The organism is Roseixanthobacter glucoisosaccharinicivorans, assembly GCF_043195095.2.
Classification (GTDB): domain Bacteria; phylum Pseudomonadota; class Alphaproteobacteria; order Rhizobiales; family Xanthobacteraceae; genus NCEH01.
In genome coordinates this window covers 1,619,348-1,639,357 of sequence record NZ_CM195538.1, presented here as the reverse complement: position 1 = coordinate 1,639,357, position 20,010 = coordinate 1,619,348, and the positions used below count along the sequence as shown (strand labels likewise).

Sequence of the window (20,010 nt, the reverse complement as noted above, 5' to 3'; positions counted from 1 at the left end):
GAGGCGGCTTGGGCCGCATCCGGAACCGTTCGGCTTTCGGCCGATGTTCAGCCAATCACCCTCTCGCGTTGCAATCAAGGCACATGCACAGATTATGCCCAGACCGCTTGCCTGAGGATGGCATCGTCGAAAAGAGGTGAAGCTTCCCGATCAATGCAGTGACGCCACTCGACACGGCCTGCCGTGGCGGAATCCCTGAACAGTGTCCCTAGGCGGGAAGAACCACAGGGTACCGCCACAGCCGGTTCGAATGCCGGCTCATGGCCCCATGCAAGCGCGATCTTGCACTGCACGCAAGAGCCGTGCGTCCAAATGGCCCCTAAAAAGGGGCGGATCAGGCCTTGGCGGGCTCTTCCGCCGGGCGCTGGTCGAGCACGGAATCGATCAGGCCGAATTCCTGCGCGGCCGCAGCGGTCATGAAGTTGTCACGCTCAAGCGCGTTCTCTATCTCGCCGAAGGTGCGGCCGGTGTGCTTCACATAGATTTCATTCAGCCGCTTCTTGAGGCTGAGAATTTCCTGGGCGTGGAGCATGATGTCCGTGACCTGGCCCTGGAACCCGCCGGAGGGCTGGTGCACCATGATTCGCGCGTTCGGCAGCGCGAAGCGCAGGCCCTTTTCGCCCGCCGTCAGCAGCAGCGACCCCATGGAAGCCGCCTGCCCGATGCACAGCGTGGACACCGGCGGGCGGATGAACTGCATGGTGTCGTAGATCGCGAGGCCCGACGTCACCACTCCACCCGGGGAGTTGATGTACATCGAGATTTCCTTCTTGGGATTCTCGGCTTCCAGGAACAGGAGCTGCGCCACCGCCAGGGTGGACATGCCGTCTTCGACCGGCCCCGTGAGGAAGATGATCCGCTCCTTCAGCAGGCGCGAATAAATGTCGTAGGACCGCTCCCCGCGGTTGGTCTGCTCGACCACCATGGGAACCAGGTAGCTGTTGTACGTCTCAATGGGGTCGCGCATCTCGCATCCTCAGGCGCGGCCACCCGGAAGGGTGCGCCGCGCGATATCGTCGCAGTGGAAGCAGGTGACGACCTGAGGCTCAGGCCGCCTTCTCGTCTTCCTCTTTGTAGAGCTCTTCGCGGGAAACCGGCTTTTCGGTCACGTTGGCGAGCTCGAGGAGGAAGTCGACGACCTTCTCCTCGTACAGGGGGGCACGGACGGAGGCCATCGCCTGCGGATTGCGGCGATAGTAATCCCACACCTGCTGTTCCTGTCCGGGAAACTGCCGCGCGCGCTCCACCACCGCACGCGTCACTTCATCGTCGCTGACCTGAATATTGTTGCGCTCACCGATTTCCGCAAGAACCAGCCCGAGGCGCACGCGACGCTCGGCGATCCGCATATAGTCGCCGCGCGCGGCGTCCTCGGTGGTGCCTTCGTCCTCGAAGGTGCGGCCCTGCGCGGTCAGGTCCTGCTGAACCTGCTGCCACACGCCGTCGAACTCCTGCGAGACCAGGGTCGGGGGCACGTCGAACTTGTGCTGCGCGTCGAGCGCGTCGAGCAGCGCGCGCTTCACCTTCTGGCGGCTGGCGCCGGCATGCTCCTGGGTGATGCGGGCGCGCACCTGCTCCTTGAGCTTGTCCAGGCTCTCCTGGCCGAGGCTCTTGGCGAATTCGTCGTCCAGAACCAGTTCGCCGGGCGTTTCCACGAGCGTCGCGGTCACCTCGAACGCGGCCGCCTTGCCGGCCAGCTCGCGCGCCGCATAGGCCTCGGGGAAGGACACGTTGACGGTGCGGGTCTCGCCGGCGGAAATGCCGAGCAGCTGCTCCTCGAAGCCGGGGATGAAGCTGTTCGAGCCGATCACCACCTGGATGCCTTCGCCCGAGCCGCCCTCGAACGCCACGCCGTCGATGGTGCCGACGAAATTGGTGGTGACGCGGTCGCCATTCTCGGCGGCGCCCTGCTTCTCGCTATAGGGGCGGTTGGAATCGGCGAGCCGGTTCAGGGTCTCGTCCACTTCCGCGTCGGACACGTTCGCCACCAGCTTCTCGATGGAGATGTCCTTGAAGTTGCCAAGCTCGATCACCGGCAGGATTTCAAGCTCGACGGTATAGGCAAGGTCGGTCTTGCCCTCGATGACGCTCGTAACCTCGGCTTCATCCTTCGGCAGCTCGACGCGCGGCTGAAGCGCGAGGCGGAAGCCGTGCTCCTCGACGATCTTGCCGTTGGCTTCGGTCACGGCCTGCTCGATCACCTCGGCCATGACGGACTTGCCGTACACGCGCTTGAGATGGGCGACCGGCACCTTGCCGGGGCGGAAGCCGTTCAGACGGACCTGGCCCTTGAGCTCGGTCAGGCGGCCATTGGCCTTGGCATCCAGGTCCGCCGCGGGAAGCACCACGCGAAAGGCGCGCTTGAGGCCGTCGGCCTGGGTTTCGGTCACCTGCATCGTCTTGCCTTCGTTCATTTTCCGCCGCGGCGGTGTCATTCCATCAAAACTCAAAGTGCGCCGCGTCCGGCAAGGCGCATGGCGCATCCTGAAAGGGTGCGGTCCGGTGACGTGGTGCGGGCGGAGGGGCTCGAACCCCCACGACTTTCGTCACGGGAACCTAAATCCCGCGCGTCTACCAGTTCCGCCACGCCCGCGTGCCCGAGTTTCACGCACTCGGGAGCCGCGCGAGGCGCGCTTCTCCTGGTGCGCGACCGATTGAATCGGCACCGGCCGGGCTGGGGCTTATATCATGCCGCCGTCACCGTGCAGCAAGAAAAAGCACCGCAGAGCGCCGGTCTCGCGGCCATCCTCGGGAATTTTCCCGCGCGCCGGCCGCGATGGTAAATCTGGCTTGCCCTTTGCCCGGCGGCGGGAGAAGGTCCGCTCCGCTCAACCGTTCATTTCCAGGAGAGCTGCCTTGCGCGTCCCGGCCCCTTCCCGTCGTGCGGTTCTCACCGGAGCCGCCGCTTTGGCGCTCAGCGCCCCGTTCGCGCGCGCCGCACGCGCCCAGGTGGAAAGCCCGCCCGACACAGCGAACCGGCTCAAGGCCGCCGACACCGTGCGCGCCGAGCTTGGTGGGCAGTCCCCCATCGCCCTGTTCGGCGAATCCATTCCCGGCCCGGTGCTGCGGGTGAAGCGGGGCGCGGCTTTCGCGGTGCATGTGGAAAACGCCATCGGCGCGCCGCTGTCCCTGCACTGGCAGGGCGTGCGCGTTCCCAACGCGGTGGACGGCGTGCCCGGCCTCACCGGCAACGCCATTGCCAGCGGCGCGACGGGCGATATCGCCTTCACCCCGCCCGACGCCGGCACCTTCCTCTATCGCGCCTTCGTGCCGGAGCGCGCGTCGCGCACGCTGGTCGGCGCGTTCATCGTGGAGGAGGCGCAGCCCTCGCCCTTCTCCGCCGACCTGACACTGCTGGTCCAGGCCTGGTCGCCCGATCCGAAGATGACCGTGCCGTTGCTCACGGTGAACGGCGCCGTCTCCCCAACCCTGGAAGCCCCGGCCGGCGGGCGCGCGCGGCTGCGCCTGATCAATGCGAGCGCGCAGTTCCTGCGCCTGAAGATCGGCGATGCCCCGTGCTTCGTGCTGGCGGTGGATGGCCAGCCGGTGCAACCGTTCGCGCTGAAGGACGGCCGCGTCCAGCTGACCCCCGGCGGGCGCATCGACCTCACCCTCGACGTGGGCACAGCCGACCCCATCCGCCTGGATGTGGAAACCACCCAATTGCCCATCCAACTCGCCCTGGTGGTGCCGGTCGGTGCCGGCAGTTCCGCCCAGGGCCAGGCCCTGCCGGCGCCGGAGGCCCTGCCCTCCAATGGCCTGCCGGAAAAGATCCCGCTGGAGAATGCCGCGCGCTTCGAAGTGCCGCTCTCCGGTGAGGCCTCGCTCTCGTCTTTCCCGAGTCTCGGCACGGTGAAGCTGGGGCAAAGCGTTGTGCTCTCGCTGGTGAACAAGCTGGATGCGCCGGTCGCGGTGTTGCTGCACGGCAGCCCGGCCCGCATCCTGGACGGCGTGGACGACGGCTGGAAGCCCTGGTGGCACGATGCCATTCCCGTCGCGCCCCGCGCCACGGTCCGTGCGGCCCTCGTGGCTGGAACGGCGGGCAAATGGGCGGTGATCGGCCAGCGCGGCGGCGACGGCGCCATCGTCGCGGCCCAGTCCTACGACGTGGCCTGACGGAGTCGAGCGGACGGGGTCGGCATCTCGCCTGACCCGATGATCACACGGCGCGGGAGGCCCCCGCGCCGCCGTCACCCACCGACGGCCGCTCAGCGGGACGGAAGATCTGTGATAAGCCGGCTATAGACCGCCGGCAGGGACTCCGGCAGATCGTCCGCGATGAGGCCCGGCCCGGCCTCGTTTCCAGCTTCGCCGTGCAGCCAGACGGCGGCGCTCGCGGCCGCGAAGGGCTCCATGCCCTGCGCCAACAGCCCGCCGATGAAGCCGGAGAGCACATCGCCGGAACCTGCCGTCGCCAGCATCGGCGGGGCGTTCTCGGCTATGGATGCGTGCCCGTCCGGGCTGGCGACCACCGTATCGGCGCCCTTCAGCACCACCACCGCTCCGAGCATGCGCGCCGCCGCCCGCGCCCGCGCGAGCTTCGACGGGGCGTCGAGAATGTCGGCGTGCCCGGCAAACAGGCGGGCGAATTCCCCGTCATGGGGAGTGACCACCGCCCCGGCGCAGCGGCCCAGCAGATCGGCGAGGCGGTCCGCCGCCCCGGCAAAGCTGGTGAGGCCATCGGCGTCCACCACAAGGCTGCGGTGCGCACCGGCCGCCGCTTCCAGCAGGTCCCGTGTCCGCGCGCCGACCCCGAGCCCCGGCCCGAGCACGACCGTGGACAGGCGACGATCCTCCAGCAAGGCGCCCAGATCGGCCGGTGCCTCGCACGGGCGCATCATAATCGCGGCATAGGATGCGGCATGGATCGCCAGCGCCTCGCTCGGGCAGGCAACGGTGACCAGCCCCGCCCCCGCCCGCAGCGCCCCGCGCGCCGACAGCCGCGCCGCGCCCGCCGTCCAGGCGCCGCCGCTCACCACCACCGCATGGCCGCGCGCATATTTGTGGCCCATCGTGCCCGGAACCGGAAAATGCGCACCCCATGCGGCCGGCGCGTTCACGCATGTGAGCGGTCGGATGGTTTCGAGCACCGTGTCGGGAATGCCGATATCCGCTACCCGCACCCGGCCGCAGAGCGTGCGGCCCGGCAGCAGCAGGTGGCCCGGCTTGCGGCGAAAGAACGTGACCGTCTCGACCGCCTGTGCCGCCGCACCCCGCACTGCGCCCGTGGCGCCATCAAGGCCCGACGGCAGATCCACCGCGACGATGGGCTTGCCGCTTGCCGCCACGCGCTCCACCAGGGCGCGCGCGGCGCCGTCAAGATTACGGGCAAGGCCGGCACCGAAGAGCGCATCCACGATCAGGTCGGTCTCTGCCAGATCGAAAGTGGCCGCCTCCTCCACCGCGCCGCTCCAGCGCTCCGCCGCGCCGGCGGCATCGCCTTTCAGCGCGGCGCGATCTCCCAGCAGGGCGAGGCGGACGCGAAAACCGCGCTGTTTCAGCACCCGTGCGGCGACGAATCCGTCTCCGCCATTGTTTCCCGGTCCGCACAGGATCGTGACCCGCGTCGATAGCGCCTGCCGGCCCACCGTATCGGCCACCGCGGTGCCGGCCCGCTCCATAAGCACGCTGCCTGCGATTCCGGCAGCCATGGCCAGGTGGTCGGCCTGACCCATTTCTACGGGGTCCAGAAGCTCGATCATTTGGGTCTCCCTCGCCCCTTGCCTAATTCCCGTCCATTAACTGTCGATACGCATATTAAAAATTGCCTATTTCTTACTCACATTGTCTATTTATTGGGCGCGGTTGCCAATGAGCCGGGAAGAGGTCATGTATTGCCGCGCATGGCACGCATCCTGCTTAAGGGGAAACCGGCTCGGCCAATTTGCCGGTGGGACGGGCCAGGGAGACGGAGCGCATGAAAAAGATCGAGGCCATCATTAAACCCTTCAAGCTCGACGAGGTGAAGGAGGCGCTGCAAGATGTCGGTCTCCAGGGCATCACCGTGACCGAGGCGAAGGGCTTCGGGCGGCAGAAGGGCCATACCGAGCTTTATCGCGGAGCCGAATACGTGGTCGATTTCCTCCCGAAAGTGAAAATCGAGGTGGTTATCGCCGACGACATGGTCGAAAAAGCCGTTGACGCGATTCGTCGCGCCGCGCAGACCGGCCGCATCGGTGACGGCAAGATCTTCGTCTCCAACATTGAGGAAGCGATCCGCATCCGTACGGGCGAATCTGGTCTCGACGCCATTTAATAAAGTACCAAGAATAGTACTAGAGGAAAGGCACTTACCAGCATGTCTACGGTCAAGGATGTCTTCGACTCCATCAAGAACAATGACGTGAAATACGTCGATCTGCGCTTCACCGACCCGCGCGGGAAGTGGCAGCATGTGACCTTCGACCTCTCCATGGTTGACGAAGACCTGTTCAGCGAAGGCACCGCCTTCGACGGCTCGTCCATCGCCGGTTGGAAGGCCATCAACGAATCCGACATGCAGCTCCTGCCCGATCCGGCGACCGCCTGCATCGACCCCTTCTTCTCCGAAACCACCATGTCGATCGTGTGCGACGTGCTGGAGCCCACCACCGGCGAGCCCTATGCGCGCGACCCGCGCGGCATCGCGAAGAAGGCCGAAGCCTACGCGAAGTCCACCGGCATCGGCGATGCGGTCTATTTCGGCCCCGAGGCCGAATTCTTCATTTTCGACGACGTGCGCTTCAAGGCCGACCCGTACAATACGGGCTTCAAGCTCGATTCCGTCGAGCTGCCGTCCAACGGCGACACCGAATATGAAGGCGGCAACCTCGGCCACCGCATCAAGACCAAGGGCGGCTATTTCCCCGTCCCGCCACTCGACAGCGCGCAGGACATGCGCTCCGAGATGCTCGGCGCCATGGCCAAGATGGGCGCCAAGGTGGAAAAGCACCACCACGAAGTCGCCTCCGCCCAGCACGAACTGGGCCTGAAGTTCGGCCCGCTCGTCACCATGGCCGACCATCTGCAGATCTATAAGTATTGCATCCACCAGGTCGCCAACATCTATGGCAAGACCGCGACCTTCATGCCCAAGCCGGTGTTCGGCGATAACGGCTCGGGCATGCACGTTCACCAGTCGATCTGGAAGGACGGCAAGCCGCTGTTCGCCGGCGACAAATACGCCGACCTCTCACAGGAATGCCTGTGGTACATCGGCGGCATCATCAAGCATGCCAAGTCGCTGAACGCGTTCACCAATCCGCTGACGAACTCGTACAAGCGCCTGGTGCCCGGCTATGAAGCCCCGGTTCTGCTCGCCTATTCCGCGCGCAACCGTTCGGCCTCCTGCCGCATCCCCTACACCAACAATCCCAAGGCCAAGCGCGTCGAGGTCCGCTTCCCCGATCCGGGCGCGAACCCCTATCTCGCGTTCGCCGCCCTGTTCATGGCCGGCATGGACGGCATCCTGAACCGCATCGACCCCGGCGCGGCCATGGACAAGGACCTGTACGACCTGCCCCCGGCGGAGCTGAAGCAGATCCCGACCGTCTGCGGTTCGCTGCGCGAAGCGCTGAAGTCGCTGGAAGACGACAATGCCTATCTCCAGAAGGGCGGCGTCTTCGCTTCGGACTTCATCGAAGCCTATATTGATCTCAAGATGACCGAAGTGATGCGTTTCGAAATGACGCCGCACCCGGTTGAATTCGAGATGTATTATTCGGTCTGATGCCGATCCGGCCGGCGGTGCGCCGCCGGTCTCTTTTCAGATGTGACTCTCCCGGCTGGGGCGCCCAAGTGGCGCCCCTTCTTTTTGGCGCCCCTTCTTTTTGGCGCCCCTTCTTTTTGGCGCCCCTTCTTTTTGGCGCCCCTTCTTTTTTGCCGGATCGCACCCCGCGAGCGGTCTCAGCCCAGAAACCACCAGGCCCCGCCCAGCAGCATCGCTTCGCCGGCGAGCGCTCCAAGCAGGATCGAGCGCCGGCAGGCGAAGAAGACCGCGACCCCGATGGCGACGCTGGCAAGCCGCAGGGACAACGGCATCTCGGCCAGGGCACCGGCCGGCGCGAAGATCAGCCGGCCCACCACGGCGGCCAGCAAAGCGGTCGCCACCGCCTTGACCCAGCGGAATAACTCGCTGCCCGCCTCCACCTTGCGTCCGGCCACCATGGCCAGCGCCCGCCACATCTCCGTGGGCAGGAAGCCGACAAATATCACCACCAGGATCGCCGCAGCCTCTGCGGAAAGCGTGGTCATGCGCGCCTCCGCAGAATACGCCCGATGAGATAGGCCACGGTTCCCCCGCCGATGCCGCTGATCATGAGGTCCGCGCCGCCAGACAACCCGACCACGAACGGCACGCTCAGCAGGCCGGCTGCGAGCGCGAGCCAGTCCATCAGATCATGACCGGCATTGCGGATCATCATCAGCGAGAACGACACCGGGGTCAGGAACAGCAGCCCGGCCGCCAGGATCGGCGGCAATTCGCCGGCGAGGAAGAAGCCCACCGCCGTGCCGGCGAGGCTGATGGCGAGCAGCGCATTGCCGAGCCCGAGCGCGAACGCGACCCGCCCTTCCCCGGGAATCTTGGGCAACAGGCGCAGCCCCTCGACCCAGAAGGTCATGGCCACATAGTGGGAACACAGCAGCTCCGCCCAGAAATTGCGCCTGTGGCCACGCATGAAGGGGGCGATGGCCACGGCCATGGGCAACAATCGCAATGACGACAGGCCGATGGCGAGGGCGAGCGCCGGCAATGCCGTTCCCGCCCCGATGCCGCCCGCCAGGATCACCTGCGCCGGAAGCGCCCAGATCAGGAGCGTGGACAGCATGCCAGCGAAAAAGGGGAAGCCGACGCCATGCAGCAGGCCGCCTAAGCCGACATAGCCCGCAAACAATACGACGCCGGGAACAGAGATGGCATGCCGCGCGCCGCGCCCCGCCCAGGCGAGGGGCGTCAGCGTGTCAAGGCGTTCGACTTCGGGGGGAAGCGGCGGTGGTTCGGCGGGAGCGGAGGCGGGGGGCGGCACGGGCGGCTTCTGGTCCGTTCTGGAGTGCGTTGTTCGCAAATTAGCATCACATGCCGGGGCGGCGTCTGCATCCTTTGCAGAGCTCGCCCCATCGCCATGCGGGATACCCGCGGGGACGGGCGCACCCGCGCGGACGCCTTTCGCCCCCAGCCGTTCAGGCCTAGAAGGAACGGCGTCTTCTCCAGCTTTCCAGCGAGTCCCGTGCGCGTCGTTCCCTTCCCCTATGCCGATCCAGTGGCGCTGTTCGAGACCTTCGCGGGCGAACCTTTCGCGGCCTTGCTCCACAGCGGCGCGCGCGATGGCGAACGCGGGCGCTATTCCTACATTGCCGCCGACCCGTTCCTGCGCCTCATCGCCGATGAAAGCGGCGTGCGGATCGACGGAGTCGTGCTGGATCTTGATCCCTTCACTGCGCTTGAGCGCGCGCTCCATCGCTGCACCCTGCCTGAGAGCGAAAGCCCGGTACCCTTCGCCACCGGCGCCGTTGGATTCATGTCCTACGAGCTTGGTCGCCATCTGGAGCGGCTTCCCGCGCCGAAGCCGAGCTCCGCGCCGTTTCCCGAGCTGCTGTTCGGCCTCTACGACACGGTGCTCGCCTTCGATCACCAGGAAGCGGCGGCCTATGTGCTGGCGAGCGGCCTTCCCGAGGCGGAGGGCCCTGCGCGCAGCAGGCGTGCGCACGCACGGGCCGACCATATGCTGGCCCGTCTCGCCCATGGCGCGCCGCAGCGCCGCCCGGCGGACTGGTCCGCCCGCGCATCCTGGACACCGATGCAGCCACGGGCCGAGGTCGAGGCCGGCATTGCCCGCGTGATCGAATATATCCGCGCTGGCGACATTTTTCAGGCCAACCTCACCCAGGCCATGCTGGCGCAGCGTCCCGCCGGCCTCACTGATTACGATCTCTATCTGCGCCTGCTGGAGCTGAGCCCTGCGCCCTTCTCCGCCCTGCTCACGGGTGATGGCACGCACGCCGTCCTCAGCGCCTCGCCCGAGCGCTTCCTGCGCCTCACCGCCGAGGGCGCGGTGGAGACACGGCCCATCAAGGGCACGCGCCCCCGTGATCCTGACCCCGCCCAAGACGCGGCCAACGCCGCCGCCCTGCTGGCGAGCCCCAAGGACCGGGCGGAAAACCTGATGATCGTCGATCTGATGCGCAACGACCTCGGCCGGGTCTCGCGCATCGGCAGCGTAGGGGTGCCGGTGCTGAATGGGCTGGAGACATTCGCGTCGGTCCACCATTTGGTATCGGTCGTGGAAAGCCGGCTGCGCCCCGGCGTCCGGCCCGTCGATGTGCTGCGCGCCTGCTTCCCCGGCGGCTCCATCACCGGCGCGCCGAAGATCCGCGCCATGGAGATCATTCACGAACTGGAGCCGCTGCCGCGCGGCATCTATTGCGGCGCCATCGGCTGGATCGGGTTCGACGGGGCGATGGACACGTCCATCGTCATCCGCACCTTGGCGCGCTCCGGCGAGACCTTGATCGCCCAGGCGGGTGGAGGGATCGTCGCGGATTCCGTGCCCGCGGACGAATATGAGGAAAGCATGGTCAAGATCGCGCCCTTGCTGCGGGCGGTTTCGGGAGAGCCGACATGATCGTGTGGCTGAACGGCGCACTGGTGGATCATACGGCCGCGCGCGTCGCGCCCGATGACCGGGGCTTCACCCTTGGCGACGGTCTGTTCGAGACCGTGCGCGCCAGGAATGGCGCGCTCTGGCACATGCATGCCCATCTGGCGCGCCTCGCCGCCGGGGCACGCGTGCTGGGCCTGCCGCTGCCGCAAGTGGATCTCACGGCGGCAGCGCGCGCGGTTCTGGAGGCCAATACGCTGTCCGACGGCGTGGTGCGCATCACGCTGAGCCGGGGGTCCGGTCCGCGCGGCGTGCTGCCGCCGGCCAAGCCCGAACCCACTTTGCTGATCACCGCCGCACCCGCCACGCCGCCGGCTCCTCCGGCCCGCCTCATCATTGCCCGTGTGACACGGCGCAACGAGCTGTCACCGCTGCATGCGGTGAAATCCCTGAATTACCTGGACAATATCCTCGCGCGCCAGGAAGCCGCGGCACAGGGGGCGGATGATGCCCTGTTACTCAATACGCGCGGACGGGTGGCGGAAAGCACCATCGCGAACCTGTTCGTGGTGATCGGCAACATGGTGCTGACGCCGCCCGTGTGCGACGGCGCCCTGCCCGGCATCATGCGCGCGGAGGTGCTGCGCGAGCACGGCAGCGAAGCGACCCTGAGTGTCGAGGATCTGGCGCAGGCGCAGGAGATGTTCCTCACCAGCAGCCTCGGCATCCGGTCCGTGTCGCACCTCGACGGGCGGGACCTTCTGGCCACCTATCCGGTTGCGGAGCGTTTGCGCGCGTCGCTCGGCCTCTGAGCTCGGCGAGGAAGGCGCTTGCGTCGGGGGGTCGGGCGCGGCGCGCAGACGCGGCACTTTGAAACAAAACGGGCGGCCAATCGGCCGCCCGTTTCGCATTTCAATCCACCGCTCGGCTCACGCCTTGACGAGGGGCACCTTGGGCACATGGCTGCCACGCCGCGGGCCGGAGCCCGTGGTGCCGCCGCCGCCACCACCGCCGCCGGAACGCGGCGTCTTCGGTGCAGGCTTGGTGCCGCCCTTCGGCCCACCGGACCGGGACGCCCCCGGCTTGGCGGACACGCTTTCCGCCTTGCGACGCGGCGCGCGCTTGGCCGGGGCGGAGACGATCTTGTCCGGCTTCGGCGTCACGGGACCGTCCGGGAATTCGAAGCCCAGCTTCGATTCCTTGCCGGTGCCCTGCACCACCACGAGCACATGCCCGCCACCCTTGAGCCGGCCGAACAGAACCTCGTCGGCCAGTGGCGTCTTGATATATTCTTGGATCACCCGCGCCATGGGGCGGGCGCCCATCTGCTCGTCATACCCGCGTTCCACCAGCCAGGCGGTCGCCTCGTCGGAGAGTTCGATGGTGACGTTGCGGTCCGCGAGCTGGGCTTCCAGCTGGAGGACGAACTTCTCCACCACCTGTCCGATCACCTCGTGCGGCAGATGCGCGAAGGTCACCACCGCGTCGAGACGGTTTCGGAATTCCGGCGCGAACGTGCGGTTGATGGCCTCGATGTCGTCACCCGAACGCTTGGTGCGGGTGAAGCCATAGGCCTCCTTCGACAGGTCCGCCGCGCCCGCATTGCTGGTCATGATCAGGATCACGTTGCGGAAATCCACGGTCTTGCCGTTGTGGTCCGTGAGCTTCCCGTGATCCATGACCTGGAGCAGGATGTTGAACAGGTCCGGATGGGCCTTTTCGATCTCGTCCAGCAGCAACACGCAATGCGGGGTCTGGTCGACACCATCCGTAAGCAAGCCGCCCTGGTCGAAGCCGACATAGCCGGGAGGCGCGCCGATCAGCCGCGAGACCGTGTGGCGCTCCATATATTCCGACATGTCAAAGCGCAGCAGGTTCACCCCGAGAATGGAGGCGAGCTGCTTGGCCACTTCGGTCTTGCCGACGCCGGTGGGCCCGGAGAACAGATAGGAGCCGATGGGCTTTTCCGGCTCCCGCAAGCCGGCGCGCGCCAGCTTGATGGACGCCGAGAGCGCCTCGATGGCCTTGTTCTGCCCGTAGACCACCCGCTTCAGCGTGCTTTCCAGATGGGCGAGCACTTCCGCATCGTCCTTGGAAACCGTCTTGGGCGGGATGCGGGCCATGGTTGCGATGGTGGCCTCGATCTCCTTCAAGCCGATGGTCTTCTTGCGCCGGCTCTCGGGCATCAGCATCTGGGCCGCACCGCTCTCGTCGATCACGTCGATCGCCTTGTCGGGCAGCTTGCGGTCGTGGATGTAGCGCGCGGACAGTTCCACCGCGGCCTTGATGGCCTCGTTGGTGTAGCGCAGCTTGTGATAGTCCTCGAAATAGGGCTTGAGGCCCTTCAGGATCTCGATCGTGTCCGGAACGGTCGGTTCCGCCACGTCGATCTTCTGGAACCGCCGCACCAGGGCGCGGTCCTTCTCGAAATACTGGCGATATTCCTTGTAGGTGGTCGAGCCCATGCACCGCAGCGTGCCGGAAGCGAGCGCCGGCTTCAGCAGGTTGGACGCATCCATGGCCCCGCCGGAGGTCGCACCCGCGCCGATGACGGTGTGGATCTCGTCGATGAACATGATGGCGTTGGGATAGGCCTCGATCTCCTTCACCACCTGCTTCAGGCGCTCCTCGAAATCGCCGCGATAGCGGGTCCCGGCGAGCAGCGCGCCCATGTCGAGCGAGAAGATGGTGGCGGTGGCGAGCACTTCCGGAACGTCGCCATTGATGATGCGCCGCGCGAGGCCCTCGGCGATGGCGGTCTTGCCGACGCCGGGATCGCCCACGAACAGGGGATTGTTCTTCTGCCGGCGGCAGAGAACCTGAATCGTGCGCTGGATTTCCTTGTCGCGGCCGATGAGGGGATCGATCTTTCCCTCATGCGCCTTCTTGTTGAGGTTGACGCAATAAGCGTCGAGGGCATCAGCCTTTTTCTTGGTGTCGTCTCCGGATTTCGTCTCGGTCTCCTCTTCAGCGCCGCGCACCGGCCGGCTCTCCGAAAGGCCGGCACGCTTCGCGATGCCGTGGGAAATGTAATTGACCGCATCGTACCGCGTCATGTCCTGCTCCTGCAGGAAATAGGCGGCATGGCTCTCGCGCTCGGCAAAGATCGCGACCAGCACATTGGCACCGGTCACTTCCTCGCGCCCCGAGGACTGGACATGAATGACCGCGCGCTGAATGACGCGCTGGAAGCCGGCGGTGGGCTTGGAATCGTCGCCGGCAGCCTGGATCAAATTCTCCAGTTCGCTGTCCACATATTCGATGAGATTACGGCGCAGCTTATCGAGATCGACGTTGCAAGCCCGCATGACAGCGGCGGCGTCCTGATCGTCGACCAAAGACAGCAGCAAATGCTCGAGCGTCGCGTATTCATGGTGGCGCTCATTGGCAAGGGCGAGCGCCCGGTGAAGCGATTGTTCGAGGCTGCGTGAGAAAGTTGGCATCTAGACCTCTATCTCGTGCGCCACCCGAAGCCCGGAACGTCCGTCGGCTGCGTTTGCGCACGCGCTCCTTCAAACTTTGTACCGGCTCCCAGATTACGCAAGAGCCTTGCCCGAACATCTCCATCACCAATTTGAGACGCCAGCCGACGTGAATGCACCTATTTTTTTTCCATCACACATTGCAGAGGATGTTGGTGTTTGCGCGCGAAGTCCATCACCTGCGTCACTTTTGTCTCGGCGACCTCATAGGTGAACACACCGCACTCGCCGACACCGTTCTGGTGGACGTGCATCATGATGGTGTTCGCCTCCTCGCGCCCCTTGTTGAAGAAGCGCTCGAGCACGTGGACCACGAATTCCATGGGTGTGTAGTCGTCATTCAGCAGCAGGACGCGATAGAGGCTGGGCCGCTTGGTCTGCGTCTTCGTGCGGGTGATGACGGCCGTTCCGGGATTGTCGCCGCCGCCACGGCGCGGCGGTTCGCCTGCGGCCATGGCCGGCACATATGCCGGACGCCCCAGGCGCGACGGGGAACGGGAAAGAGCGGGGCGGGAAAAGGACTGCATCATTTCATCGGCATCCGTGCCAGGTTTTGACGGGCCGCGCGGATGCGGTCGGGCGTCGGGCACGTGCCAGATAATAGGAACGGGGGCCCGGCAATGCCAGACCACCGTTGGCCTTAGGCTTCAAAATGACGCTTGGCGGCGCATTTTGGCAAGCCACGCGAAAGGCTCCCGTGGGAGCCTAAGCGTGTCGGACGCGATCACTGAACCTTGGCGAAGGCGCTCTCGTACGGCTTGTAGGCTTCCTTGGCGAGGTCCTTGTACAGCTCGCCGAGCTTGGTGGTTTCGGCCACCAGGCCTTCGTACGCGGTCTTCAGGTAGGACTGCTGGATCTCGACGGCCTGCTCGAGCGTCTTGGCGCTCATCAGCTTCTCGAGAGTTGCGGTGCCGAGCTCGAACGAGCTCTTGGTGTAGTCGGCGATTTCAAGGGCGATCGCCTGGGCGCTCTTGGAAAAGGTGCCGAAGCTCTTCATGGCGATTTCGACGTTTTCCTTACCGAGCTTCTGGAAGTCTTCAATATTCTGGGCCATGGGTGTCCTCATTGCGTTTGTTAAGGCTGCCACTCGTTTCGTGCGGTGCGGTGGGCCATTCGGATCCGCCCCAGTTGCATTAAGATGCATTGCAGCAAACTCGTCAACAAAATTGTGCACTGCACCATGCCTCATTTTGGCTTGGTTTACGGCTTGGTAACCGCGGGTTTTTAGGCTGTAGCCCAGTCATTCCCCGGTTCATGGACCCGAGCCACCCTCATTCTTCGTGCTCTCGCGCGAGATTGAGATGCTCCACTCCAAGCCGCTCCCTTTCCTGGACTGACCCACAGGACACGGTTTCATGCGTATTGCGCTCGCGAACGGCTCCTTCTCCGCCAAGCTCGTCGCGGCGGCTCTTGCCGCAGTGATGGTGATGGCTTGCGCCAGTGGCGCGGATGCAAAGCCGCGCAAGCAGAAGAGCGCGCAGACGCAATCCCATTCCAAGAAGGCCAAGGCGACCGCCGACCGTTCGGACGAGAACACCGGCCCTGGCTGGAAAACCGGCACCTCCGCCATCATCGTCGACGGCAATACCGGCAAAGTGCTCTACGAGGATAATGCCGATGCCCTGCGGCATCCCGCCTCGGTCACCAAGGTCATGACGCTGTACCTGCTGTTCGAGCAGCTGGAAGCCGGACGGCTGAAGCTCGACAGCGAAATGGTGGTCTCCGCCCGCGCCGCCGCCCAGTCGCCCTCCAAGCTGAACGTGCGCGCCGGCTCGACCATTGATGTCGAGGACGCGATCAAGGCGATCGTGACCCGCTCGGCCAACGACGTCGCCGTGGTGATCGCGGAAACCGTCGGCGGCACCGAGGAGAGGTTCGCCGACATGATGACCCGAAAGGCCCATGCCCTCGGGATGTCGCGCACCAATTTCGAGAATGCCAACGGCCTGCCCAATCCGCGCCAGGTGACCACCGCGCGTGACCTCTCCATCCTGGGCCGGGCGATCCAGGAGCGCTTCCCGCGGCAGTACAAATATTTCGCGACCCGCTCCTTCACCTACAAAGGCGAAACCATCGGCAACCACAATCGCCTGTTGGGCCGCATCGAAGGCGTGGATGGGATCAAGACCGGCTATACCCGCGCGTCCGGCTTCAATCTTCTCACCTCGGTCCATCGCGATGATCGCTATCTCATCGGCGTGGTGCTGGGCGGCAGCAGCGCATCGTCCCGCGATGCGCGCATGGCAAGCCTGATCGCCAACAATTACAACCGCGCTTATGCCGGCAACCGCATCGCGCCGAAGGTCACCGAGACCGCCTCCAACGAGGAGGAGGCCTCCCCGGCCGTCGTGGCGGCAGCGCGTCCGGCAGCTCCGTCCTATCCCATCGCGCCGCTGCCGGCGCCCCAGCGTCTCGCATATGCCGGGGCCGACCCGGTGGTGACGGCGAGCATTCCCGTCCGCGGTCCCGCGCCGGGCTCGGTGGAGCCCATCAAGCCGGTGGCGGTGAAGACGGTGTCGATCCAGCGCCCGGCGGCAGCTCCGGTGCCGGCGCCGAGCTTCACGCCCGGCAATGGAACCCTGGGCTTCATCGGCTCCAACGGTTCGCCGGTGGCCGCCGCTGACATTCCCACGCAGCCCCCGGCCCCGCTCCAGGCGCCGCAGGTGCACGCCGCCCCGATCGCGACCGCAGCCACCAGCGAGCCTGCAAGGCCCATCCGCACCGCATCCGCGGGCCCGGTGGCGCTCCCTGCCTCTTCCTTCGAACCCGCGTCGCGCGCCGCAGAGCCGGCTTCCCGAGCGGCCGCAGAAAGCACCAGCCAGCCCCGTCATTCGGGCTGGGGCATTCAGATCGGCGCCTTTGGTGCCGAGAAGGAGGCGCGTGCAAGGCTGGATGTGGCGCAAGCGAAGGCCAAGAGCCTTCTGGCCCAAGCCGATGGTTTTACGCAGAAAGTCTCCAAGGGCTCGACCGATCTTTACCGCGCCCGGTTTGCCGGCCTGGATGAAAAAGGCGCAAAGGAAGCCTGCCGTTTACTGCAACGCAATGATTTCGCCTGCATGATTTTCCGCAATTGATGTAGTGCGTTTGGAGAGAATCAGCGATGTTTGTTGAGAATGACATCTTTCGCTTGATTCACCCTCGCAGCAAGATAACTGGATCCGCCATGATCGGGGTGGAGCTTTTTCATCAAGGCGCGATGCGCGGTTCGAACCGCAGCTTCGCCCGCCCCCGGTTCAAGCCCAAGTATTTGATGGGCTTCCTCTTCCGTCATCGCACTGTTGCGCGCACTCATATTGTTTCCGCTCCCGCCCCTGCCACCCGCATTAGTTTGCGAGTCTTCACGCCATGCGGGCGCCCTGCGGTCGAGATAAGCTTCGATTAGCGCCAGCGACTGGGCATCTAGCCCGCCGCGCATCGCCAGCAGTTCGGAAACCGCGAGATCGTCCAGAACAGCGCCTGCGCGTGGACCGGCAAGGACTCGTCCGGTCAGGATTCCGGTGTCGTGGTTCAGTTCCATCTCGAACACGGGCGAGGACACGCGTGACACGCGCGGCGTGCGTGGCCCGGTGGATCGACCCTGGCCGAACAGTCCGGACAGCCATCCACCGATCCCGCCTGCATTAACCTGAGACAGCAGCCCGGCGCCCAGCATCGCGAGTGGAATCGCCGCCGCAATCCGGCCCGTCACCAAGGACACGACGGCGCCCACGAGCATCACATAGCCCGCGATCTTATAGAGCGCGGTCGCCAGAGCCTGGGGCGAGGCTTTGGTCCACAGCTTCAGGGCGTAAAGGCCAAGCAGCAGCAGAAGCGCTCCCGCGATCAAAGTCACCACAGCGCTCTCCCTTGCCTAACATGCCGGTGCCAGATCGGCCGGTCATTGACCCATGGCCGTGAGCAGGCGCGCCGCTCCCGCCTCCCGCCCCGCCAGAAGCGCCTGCCGGCCGCCGGCGGCATAAGCGGCCACCGCTCGCAGAAGCGCCCGCAATTCCTCGTCCGCACCCGGGCGAAACCGGCACCAGGCACCCGAGGTCAGGCGGGCCAGTTCCTTAAACACGGCTTCCACTTGCCGGTCCTCGCCCTCCTGGAACAGGAACAGGCGCACGCCCAGCACGGCGAGTTCCCCGGCCTTCGCGGCGAGGGCATCGGGATTTTCCTCCACCGCGTCCCCCACGAAGACCGCCGCCTTCAATCCCGAGCGCTGCGCCTCGTTGGCGAGATGGCCAAGCACACGGGAAATCTGCGTGTGCCCGCCCTGGCAGGCGATGGCACCCATCAGGGCGCCGAGCCGCGCGGGGTCGGACACCCAGGACGAAGCCCGGCATTCGGAGAGGCCGCGATAATAGATCAACTGGACATCGAGCCCGCCGAGCTCTGCGGCGGCGGAAAACAGATCGCCCTGTATGCGGCAGGCGAGGTCCCACGTCGGCTGGCGCGAAAAGGTCGCATCCATGGCGAAGGCGAGCCGGCCGCGCCGCCCATCGGGACGCGTGGGCCCAAGATCGCGCGCGGCGGCGAGAAATGCCGAAAGCTCCGCCTCGCTCGCGCCCCCTGCGGGCGCCAGGGGCTTCTTGGGTCCGTTCATGGGGCAACCGCCCCATGCATCGAGCCGGGTCGGCAAGGCGGAAGAGAATCCTGATCCATTCCAGCAAAATAGGCGTTCTCGCGCCCGGCACCAGGGGGCGCTTGGCGATGGCGGCCCAACCGCCATCGCGCGGTTGACCCGCAGGTTTCTGCCGCTAGGGTCTGCGCCGCAAAAAGAATGGCGGGCGGTCACGGCCCGCGGGAGAGACACGATGGCGGGCAAACCCGAGGTGGTGGAAACGGTCGATGCACTGCGGGCCCGTGTGGCCGCATGGCGCGCCGCGGGGGAGAAGATCGCTCTGGTCCCAACCATGGGCGCGCTGCACGAAGGCCATATCGCCCTGGTGCGCCAAGCCAAGGCGCTGGCGCGGCGGATCGTGGTCTCGATCTTCGTCAACCCGACCCAGTTCGCGCCCAATGAGGATTTCTCCCGCTATCCGCGCACATTCGAAAATGACGTCGCCCTCTTGGCCGCAGAAGACGTGGACGTGGTCTATGCCCCGACGGCCGCCGACATGTATCCGCCGGGCTTCGCGACCCATTTCGCCATGGGCGGCCCGGCGCTTGGGCTTGAGACCGATTTCCGGACCCATTTCTTCGCCGGCGTCGCGATCGTGGTGAGCAAGCTGCTGATCCGCACCGGACCGGACTACGCCATGTTCGGCGAGAAGGATTATCAGCAATTGAAGGTGGTCACGCGCCTTGCCGCCGATCTCGACCTGCCGGTCGAAATCATACCCGGGGCCACGGTGCGCGAGCATGACGGGCTCGCCCTGTCTTCCCGCAACCGCTATCTCTCGCCCGAGGAGCGGGCGATTGCGCCGGTGATCCAGCAGGCCCTGAAGGAAGCGGCCGCCGCGATCCGCTCCGGCACTCACGCCGATTCGGCCGCCGCCGCTGCTGCCGATCGCATCGCCGCCGCCGGGCTGAAGGTCGATTATGTGGCCGCGCGCCATGCCGAGAGCCTCGCGCCGCTCTCGGGGCCGGACGAACCCGTCCGGCTGCTGGCAGCCGCTTGGCTCGGCAAGACCCGGCTCATAGATAATATCGGCGTTTGACACCCAGGCACCCACGGGCAGGAGCCGCGCGCATGCCTCGCTATTTCTTCCACACCCAGTTCGGCGAAGAGATGCTGAAGGACGAAAGCGGCCTCGTGCTGCGCGATCCCGACGCCGCCTGGGAAAAAGCCCAGGCGCTTGCCGCCGCGCTGCTGGCGACACAAGCGGGTGATGCGCGCCTGCTCGCGGCGGTCATAGCTGTGTACGATGAGGCGGGGGAGATCGTGCTCGAATTCCCGGTTTCCGAGGCGGTACGGCACGAGGGGCAGTAAGCCTTGCCGCCGCGCGCGCGGCGGGCTTTCCCGCCAT

General features: G+C 65.9%; 18 protein-coding genes and 1 tRNA gene. 8 read left to right on the top strand and 11 right to left on the bottom strand.

The window, feature by feature from the left end; all coding sequences use genetic code 11:
• Window positions 1-334: 334 nt before the first annotated feature.
• From V5F78_RS07245 to V5F78_RS07235, 3 genes are all read right to left on the bottom strand, one after another.
• On the bottom strand, window positions 335-967 hold the full coding sequence (locus tag V5F78_RS07245; RefSeq protein ID WP_348845026.1) for an ATP-dependent Clp protease proteolytic subunit: 633 nt from the start codon (window positions 965-967) through the stop codon (window positions 335-337).
• A gap of 79 nt (window positions 968-1,046) precedes the next feature.
• On the bottom strand, window positions 1,047-2,396 hold the full coding sequence (tig, locus tag V5F78_RS07240; RefSeq protein WP_394069578.1) for a trigger factor: 1,350 nt from the start codon (window positions 2,394-2,396) through the stop codon (window positions 1,047-1,049).
• 112 nt (window positions 2,397-2,508) lie between these two features.
• Window positions 2,509-2,593: transfer RNA gene (locus tag V5F78_RS07235), tRNA-Leu, on the bottom strand.
• 263 nt (window positions 2,594-2,856) lie between these two features.
• Between V5F78_RS07235 and V5F78_RS07230 the strand changes: the two genes are divergently transcribed.
• A complete protein-coding gene (locus tag V5F78_RS07230; RefSeq protein ID WP_394069509.1) occupies window positions 2,857-4,116 on the top strand; it encodes a multicopper oxidase family protein in 1,260 nt (419 codons plus the stop codon).
• A gap of 92 nt (window positions 4,117-4,208) precedes the next feature.
• Here V5F78_RS07230 and V5F78_RS07225 read toward each other — a convergent pair whose 3' ends face one another.
• Window positions 4,209-5,702 carry an NAD(P)H-hydrate dehydratase gene (locus tag V5F78_RS07225; protein ID WP_394069507.1) on the bottom strand — a complete coding sequence of 498 codons (1,494 nt, stop codon included), beginning with the start codon at window positions 5,700-5,702 and terminating at the stop codon, window positions 4,209-4,211.
• A 215-nt stretch (window positions 5,703-5,917) separates the two neighbouring features.
• Between V5F78_RS07225 and V5F78_RS07220 the strand changes: the two genes are divergently transcribed.
• Both V5F78_RS07220 and glnA read left to right on the top strand, forming a co-directional pair.
• Window positions 5,918-6,256, top strand: a complete 339-nt coding sequence (locus V5F78_RS07220; RefSeq protein WP_348845278.1) for a P-II family nitrogen regulator — start codon at window positions 5,918-5,920, stop codon at window positions 6,254-6,256.
• A 42-nt stretch (window positions 6,257-6,298) separates the two neighbouring features.
• On the top strand, window positions 6,299-7,708 hold the full coding sequence (gene glnA / locus V5F78_RS07215) for a type I glutamate--ammonia ligase (RefSeq protein WP_394069505.1): 1,410 nt from the start codon (window positions 6,299-6,301) through the stop codon (window positions 7,706-7,708).
• Between the two features lie 176 nt (window positions 7,709-7,884).
• Here the strand turns inward: glnA and V5F78_RS07210 are convergent, their stop codons facing one another.
• Complete coding sequence (locus V5F78_RS07210) at window positions 7,885-8,232, bottom strand: AzlD domain-containing protein (protein ID WP_394069503.1); 348 nt, start codon at window positions 8,230-8,232, stop codon at window positions 7,885-7,887.
• Window positions 8,229-9,005 (bottom strand): AzlC family ABC transporter permease, encoded by a 777-nt coding sequence (locus V5F78_RS07205; RefSeq protein WP_394069501.1) that lies wholly within the window; start codon window positions 9,003-9,005, stop codon window positions 8,229-8,231. Before V5F78_RS07205 ends, V5F78_RS07210 begins: the two co-directional genes overlap by 4 nt.
• A 201-nt stretch (window positions 9,006-9,206) precedes the next feature.
• Between V5F78_RS07205 and pabB the strand changes: the two genes are divergently transcribed.
• Together pabB and V5F78_RS07195 are read left to right on the top strand one after the other, a co-directional pair.
• Window positions 9,207-10,601 (top strand): aminodeoxychorismate synthase component I, encoded by a 1,395-nt coding sequence (gene pabB / locus V5F78_RS07200; RefSeq protein WP_394069499.1) that lies wholly within the window; start codon window positions 9,207-9,209, stop codon window positions 10,599-10,601.
• Window positions 10,598-11,389, top strand: coding sequence for an aminotransferase class IV (locus V5F78_RS07195; RefSeq protein ID WP_394069497.1), 792 nt, complete (start codon window positions 10,598-10,600; stop codon window positions 11,387-11,389). Before pabB ends, V5F78_RS07195 begins: the two co-directional genes overlap by 4 nt.
• Window positions 11,390-11,506: 117 nt before the next feature.
• Here the strand turns inward: V5F78_RS07195 and clpA are convergent, their stop codons facing one another.
• The 3 genes from clpA to V5F78_RS07180 all read right to left on the bottom strand — a co-directional run bounded on the left by clpA (window position 11,507) and on the right by V5F78_RS07180 (window position 15,113).
• Window positions 11,507-14,020, bottom strand: a complete 2,514-nt coding sequence (clpA, locus tag V5F78_RS07190) for an ATP-dependent Clp protease ATP-binding subunit ClpA (protein ID WP_394069495.1) — start codon at window positions 14,018-14,020, stop codon at window positions 11,507-11,509.
• Window positions 14,021-14,178: 158 nt separating this feature from the next.
• Window positions 14,179-14,514 (bottom strand): ATP-dependent Clp protease adapter ClpS, encoded by a 336-nt coding sequence (gene clpS / locus V5F78_RS07185; protein WP_394069576.1) that lies wholly within the window; start codon window positions 14,512-14,514, stop codon window positions 14,179-14,181.
• Between the two features lie 269 nt (window positions 14,515-14,783).
• On the bottom strand, window positions 14,784-15,113 hold the full coding sequence (locus V5F78_RS07180) for a phasin family protein (RefSeq protein WP_394069494.1): 330 nt from the start codon (window positions 15,111-15,113) through the stop codon (window positions 14,784-14,786).
• Between the two features lie 301 nt (window positions 15,114-15,414).
• Between V5F78_RS07180 and V5F78_RS07175 the strand changes: the two genes are divergently transcribed.
• Window positions 15,415-17,133, top strand: coding sequence for a serine hydrolase (locus tag V5F78_RS07175; protein ID WP_394069492.1), 1,719 nt, complete (start codon window positions 15,415-15,417; stop codon window positions 17,131-17,133).
• A 20-nt stretch (window positions 17,134-17,153) separates the two neighbouring features.
• On the opposite strand, the gene V5F78_RS07170 is transcribed toward V5F78_RS07175, so the two are convergent.
• Together V5F78_RS07170 and V5F78_RS07165 are read right to left on the bottom strand one after the other, a co-directional pair.
• Window positions 17,154-17,891 (bottom strand): J domain-containing protein, encoded by a 738-nt coding sequence (locus V5F78_RS07170; protein ID WP_394069490.1) that lies wholly within the window; start codon window positions 17,889-17,891, stop codon window positions 17,154-17,156.
• A 45-nt stretch (window positions 17,892-17,936) separates the two neighbouring features.
• Window positions 17,937-18,644 carry a VWA domain-containing protein gene (locus V5F78_RS07165; RefSeq protein ID WP_394069488.1) on the bottom strand — a complete coding sequence of 236 codons (708 nt, stop codon included), beginning with the start codon at window positions 18,642-18,644 and terminating at the stop codon, window positions 17,937-17,939.
• A 211-nt stretch (window positions 18,645-18,855) separates the two neighbouring features.
• On the opposite strand from V5F78_RS07165, the gene panC reads away from it, so the two are divergent.
• Together panC and V5F78_RS07155 are read left to right on the top strand one after the other, a co-directional pair.
• A complete protein-coding gene (gene panC, locus V5F78_RS07160; protein WP_394069486.1) occupies window positions 18,856-19,701 on the top strand; it encodes a pantoate--beta-alanine ligase in 846 nt (281 codons plus the stop codon).
• A gap of 32 nt (window positions 19,702-19,733) precedes the next feature.
• Window positions 19,734-19,973, top strand: coding sequence for a DUF6894 family protein (locus V5F78_RS07155; protein WP_394069484.1), 240 nt, complete (start codon window positions 19,734-19,736; stop codon window positions 19,971-19,973).
• The last annotated feature ends 37 nt before the right edge of the window (window positions 19,974-20,010 follow it).

Excerpts from the sequence above, each read along its gene's own strand:
- V5F78_RS07245 (WP_348845026.1), bottom strand. The coding sequence starts at position 967 with ATGCGCGACCCCATTGAGACGTACAACAGCTACCTGGTTCCCATGGTG.
- tig (WP_394069578.1), bottom strand. The coding sequence starts at position 2,396 with ATGCAGGTGACCGAAACCCAGGCCGACGGCCTCAAGCGCGCCTTTCGC.
- V5F78_RS07225 (WP_394069507.1), bottom strand. The coding sequence starts at position 5,702 with ATGATCGAGCTTCTGGACCCCGTAGAAATGGGTCAGGCCGACCACCTG.
- V5F78_RS07220 (WP_348845278.1), top strand. The coding sequence starts at position 5,918 with ATGAAAAAGATCGAGGCCATCATTAAACCCTTCAAGCTCGACGAGGTG.
- glnA (WP_394069505.1), top strand. The coding sequence starts at position 6,299 with ATGTCTACGGTCAAGGATGTCTTCGACTCCATCAAGAACAATGACGTG.
- V5F78_RS07210 (WP_394069503.1), bottom strand. The coding sequence starts at position 8,232 with ATGACCACGCTTTCCGCAGAGGCTGCGGCGATCCTGGTGGTGATATTT.
- V5F78_RS07195 (WP_394069497.1), top strand. The coding sequence starts at position 10,598 with ATGATCGTGTGGCTGAACGGCGCACTGGTGGATCATACGGCCGCGCGC.
- clpA (WP_394069495.1), bottom strand. The coding sequence starts at position 14,020 with ATGCCAACTTTCTCACGCAGCCTCGAACAATCGCTTCACCGGGCGCTC.
- clpS (WP_394069576.1), bottom strand. The coding sequence starts at position 14,514 with ATGGCCGCAGGCGAACCGCCGCGCCGTGGCGGCGGCGACAATCCCGGA.
- V5F78_RS07180 (WP_394069494.1), bottom strand. The coding sequence starts at position 15,113 with ATGGCCCAGAATATTGAAGACTTCCAGAAGCTCGGTAAGGAAAACGTC.
- V5F78_RS07175 (WP_394069492.1), top strand. The coding sequence starts at position 15,415 with ATGCGTATTGCGCTCGCGAACGGCTCCTTCTCCGCCAAGCTCGTCGCG.
- V5F78_RS07165 (WP_394069488.1), bottom strand. The coding sequence starts at position 18,644 with ATGAACGGACCCAAGAAGCCCCTGGCGCCCGCAGGGGGCGCGAGCGAG.
- panC (WP_394069486.1), top strand. The coding sequence starts at position 18,856 with ATGGCGGGCAAACCCGAGGTGGTGGAAACGGTCGATGCACTGCGGGCC.
- V5F78_RS07155 (WP_394069484.1), top strand. The coding sequence starts at position 19,734 with ATGCCTCGCTATTTCTTCCACACCCAGTTCGGCGAAGAGATGCTGAAG.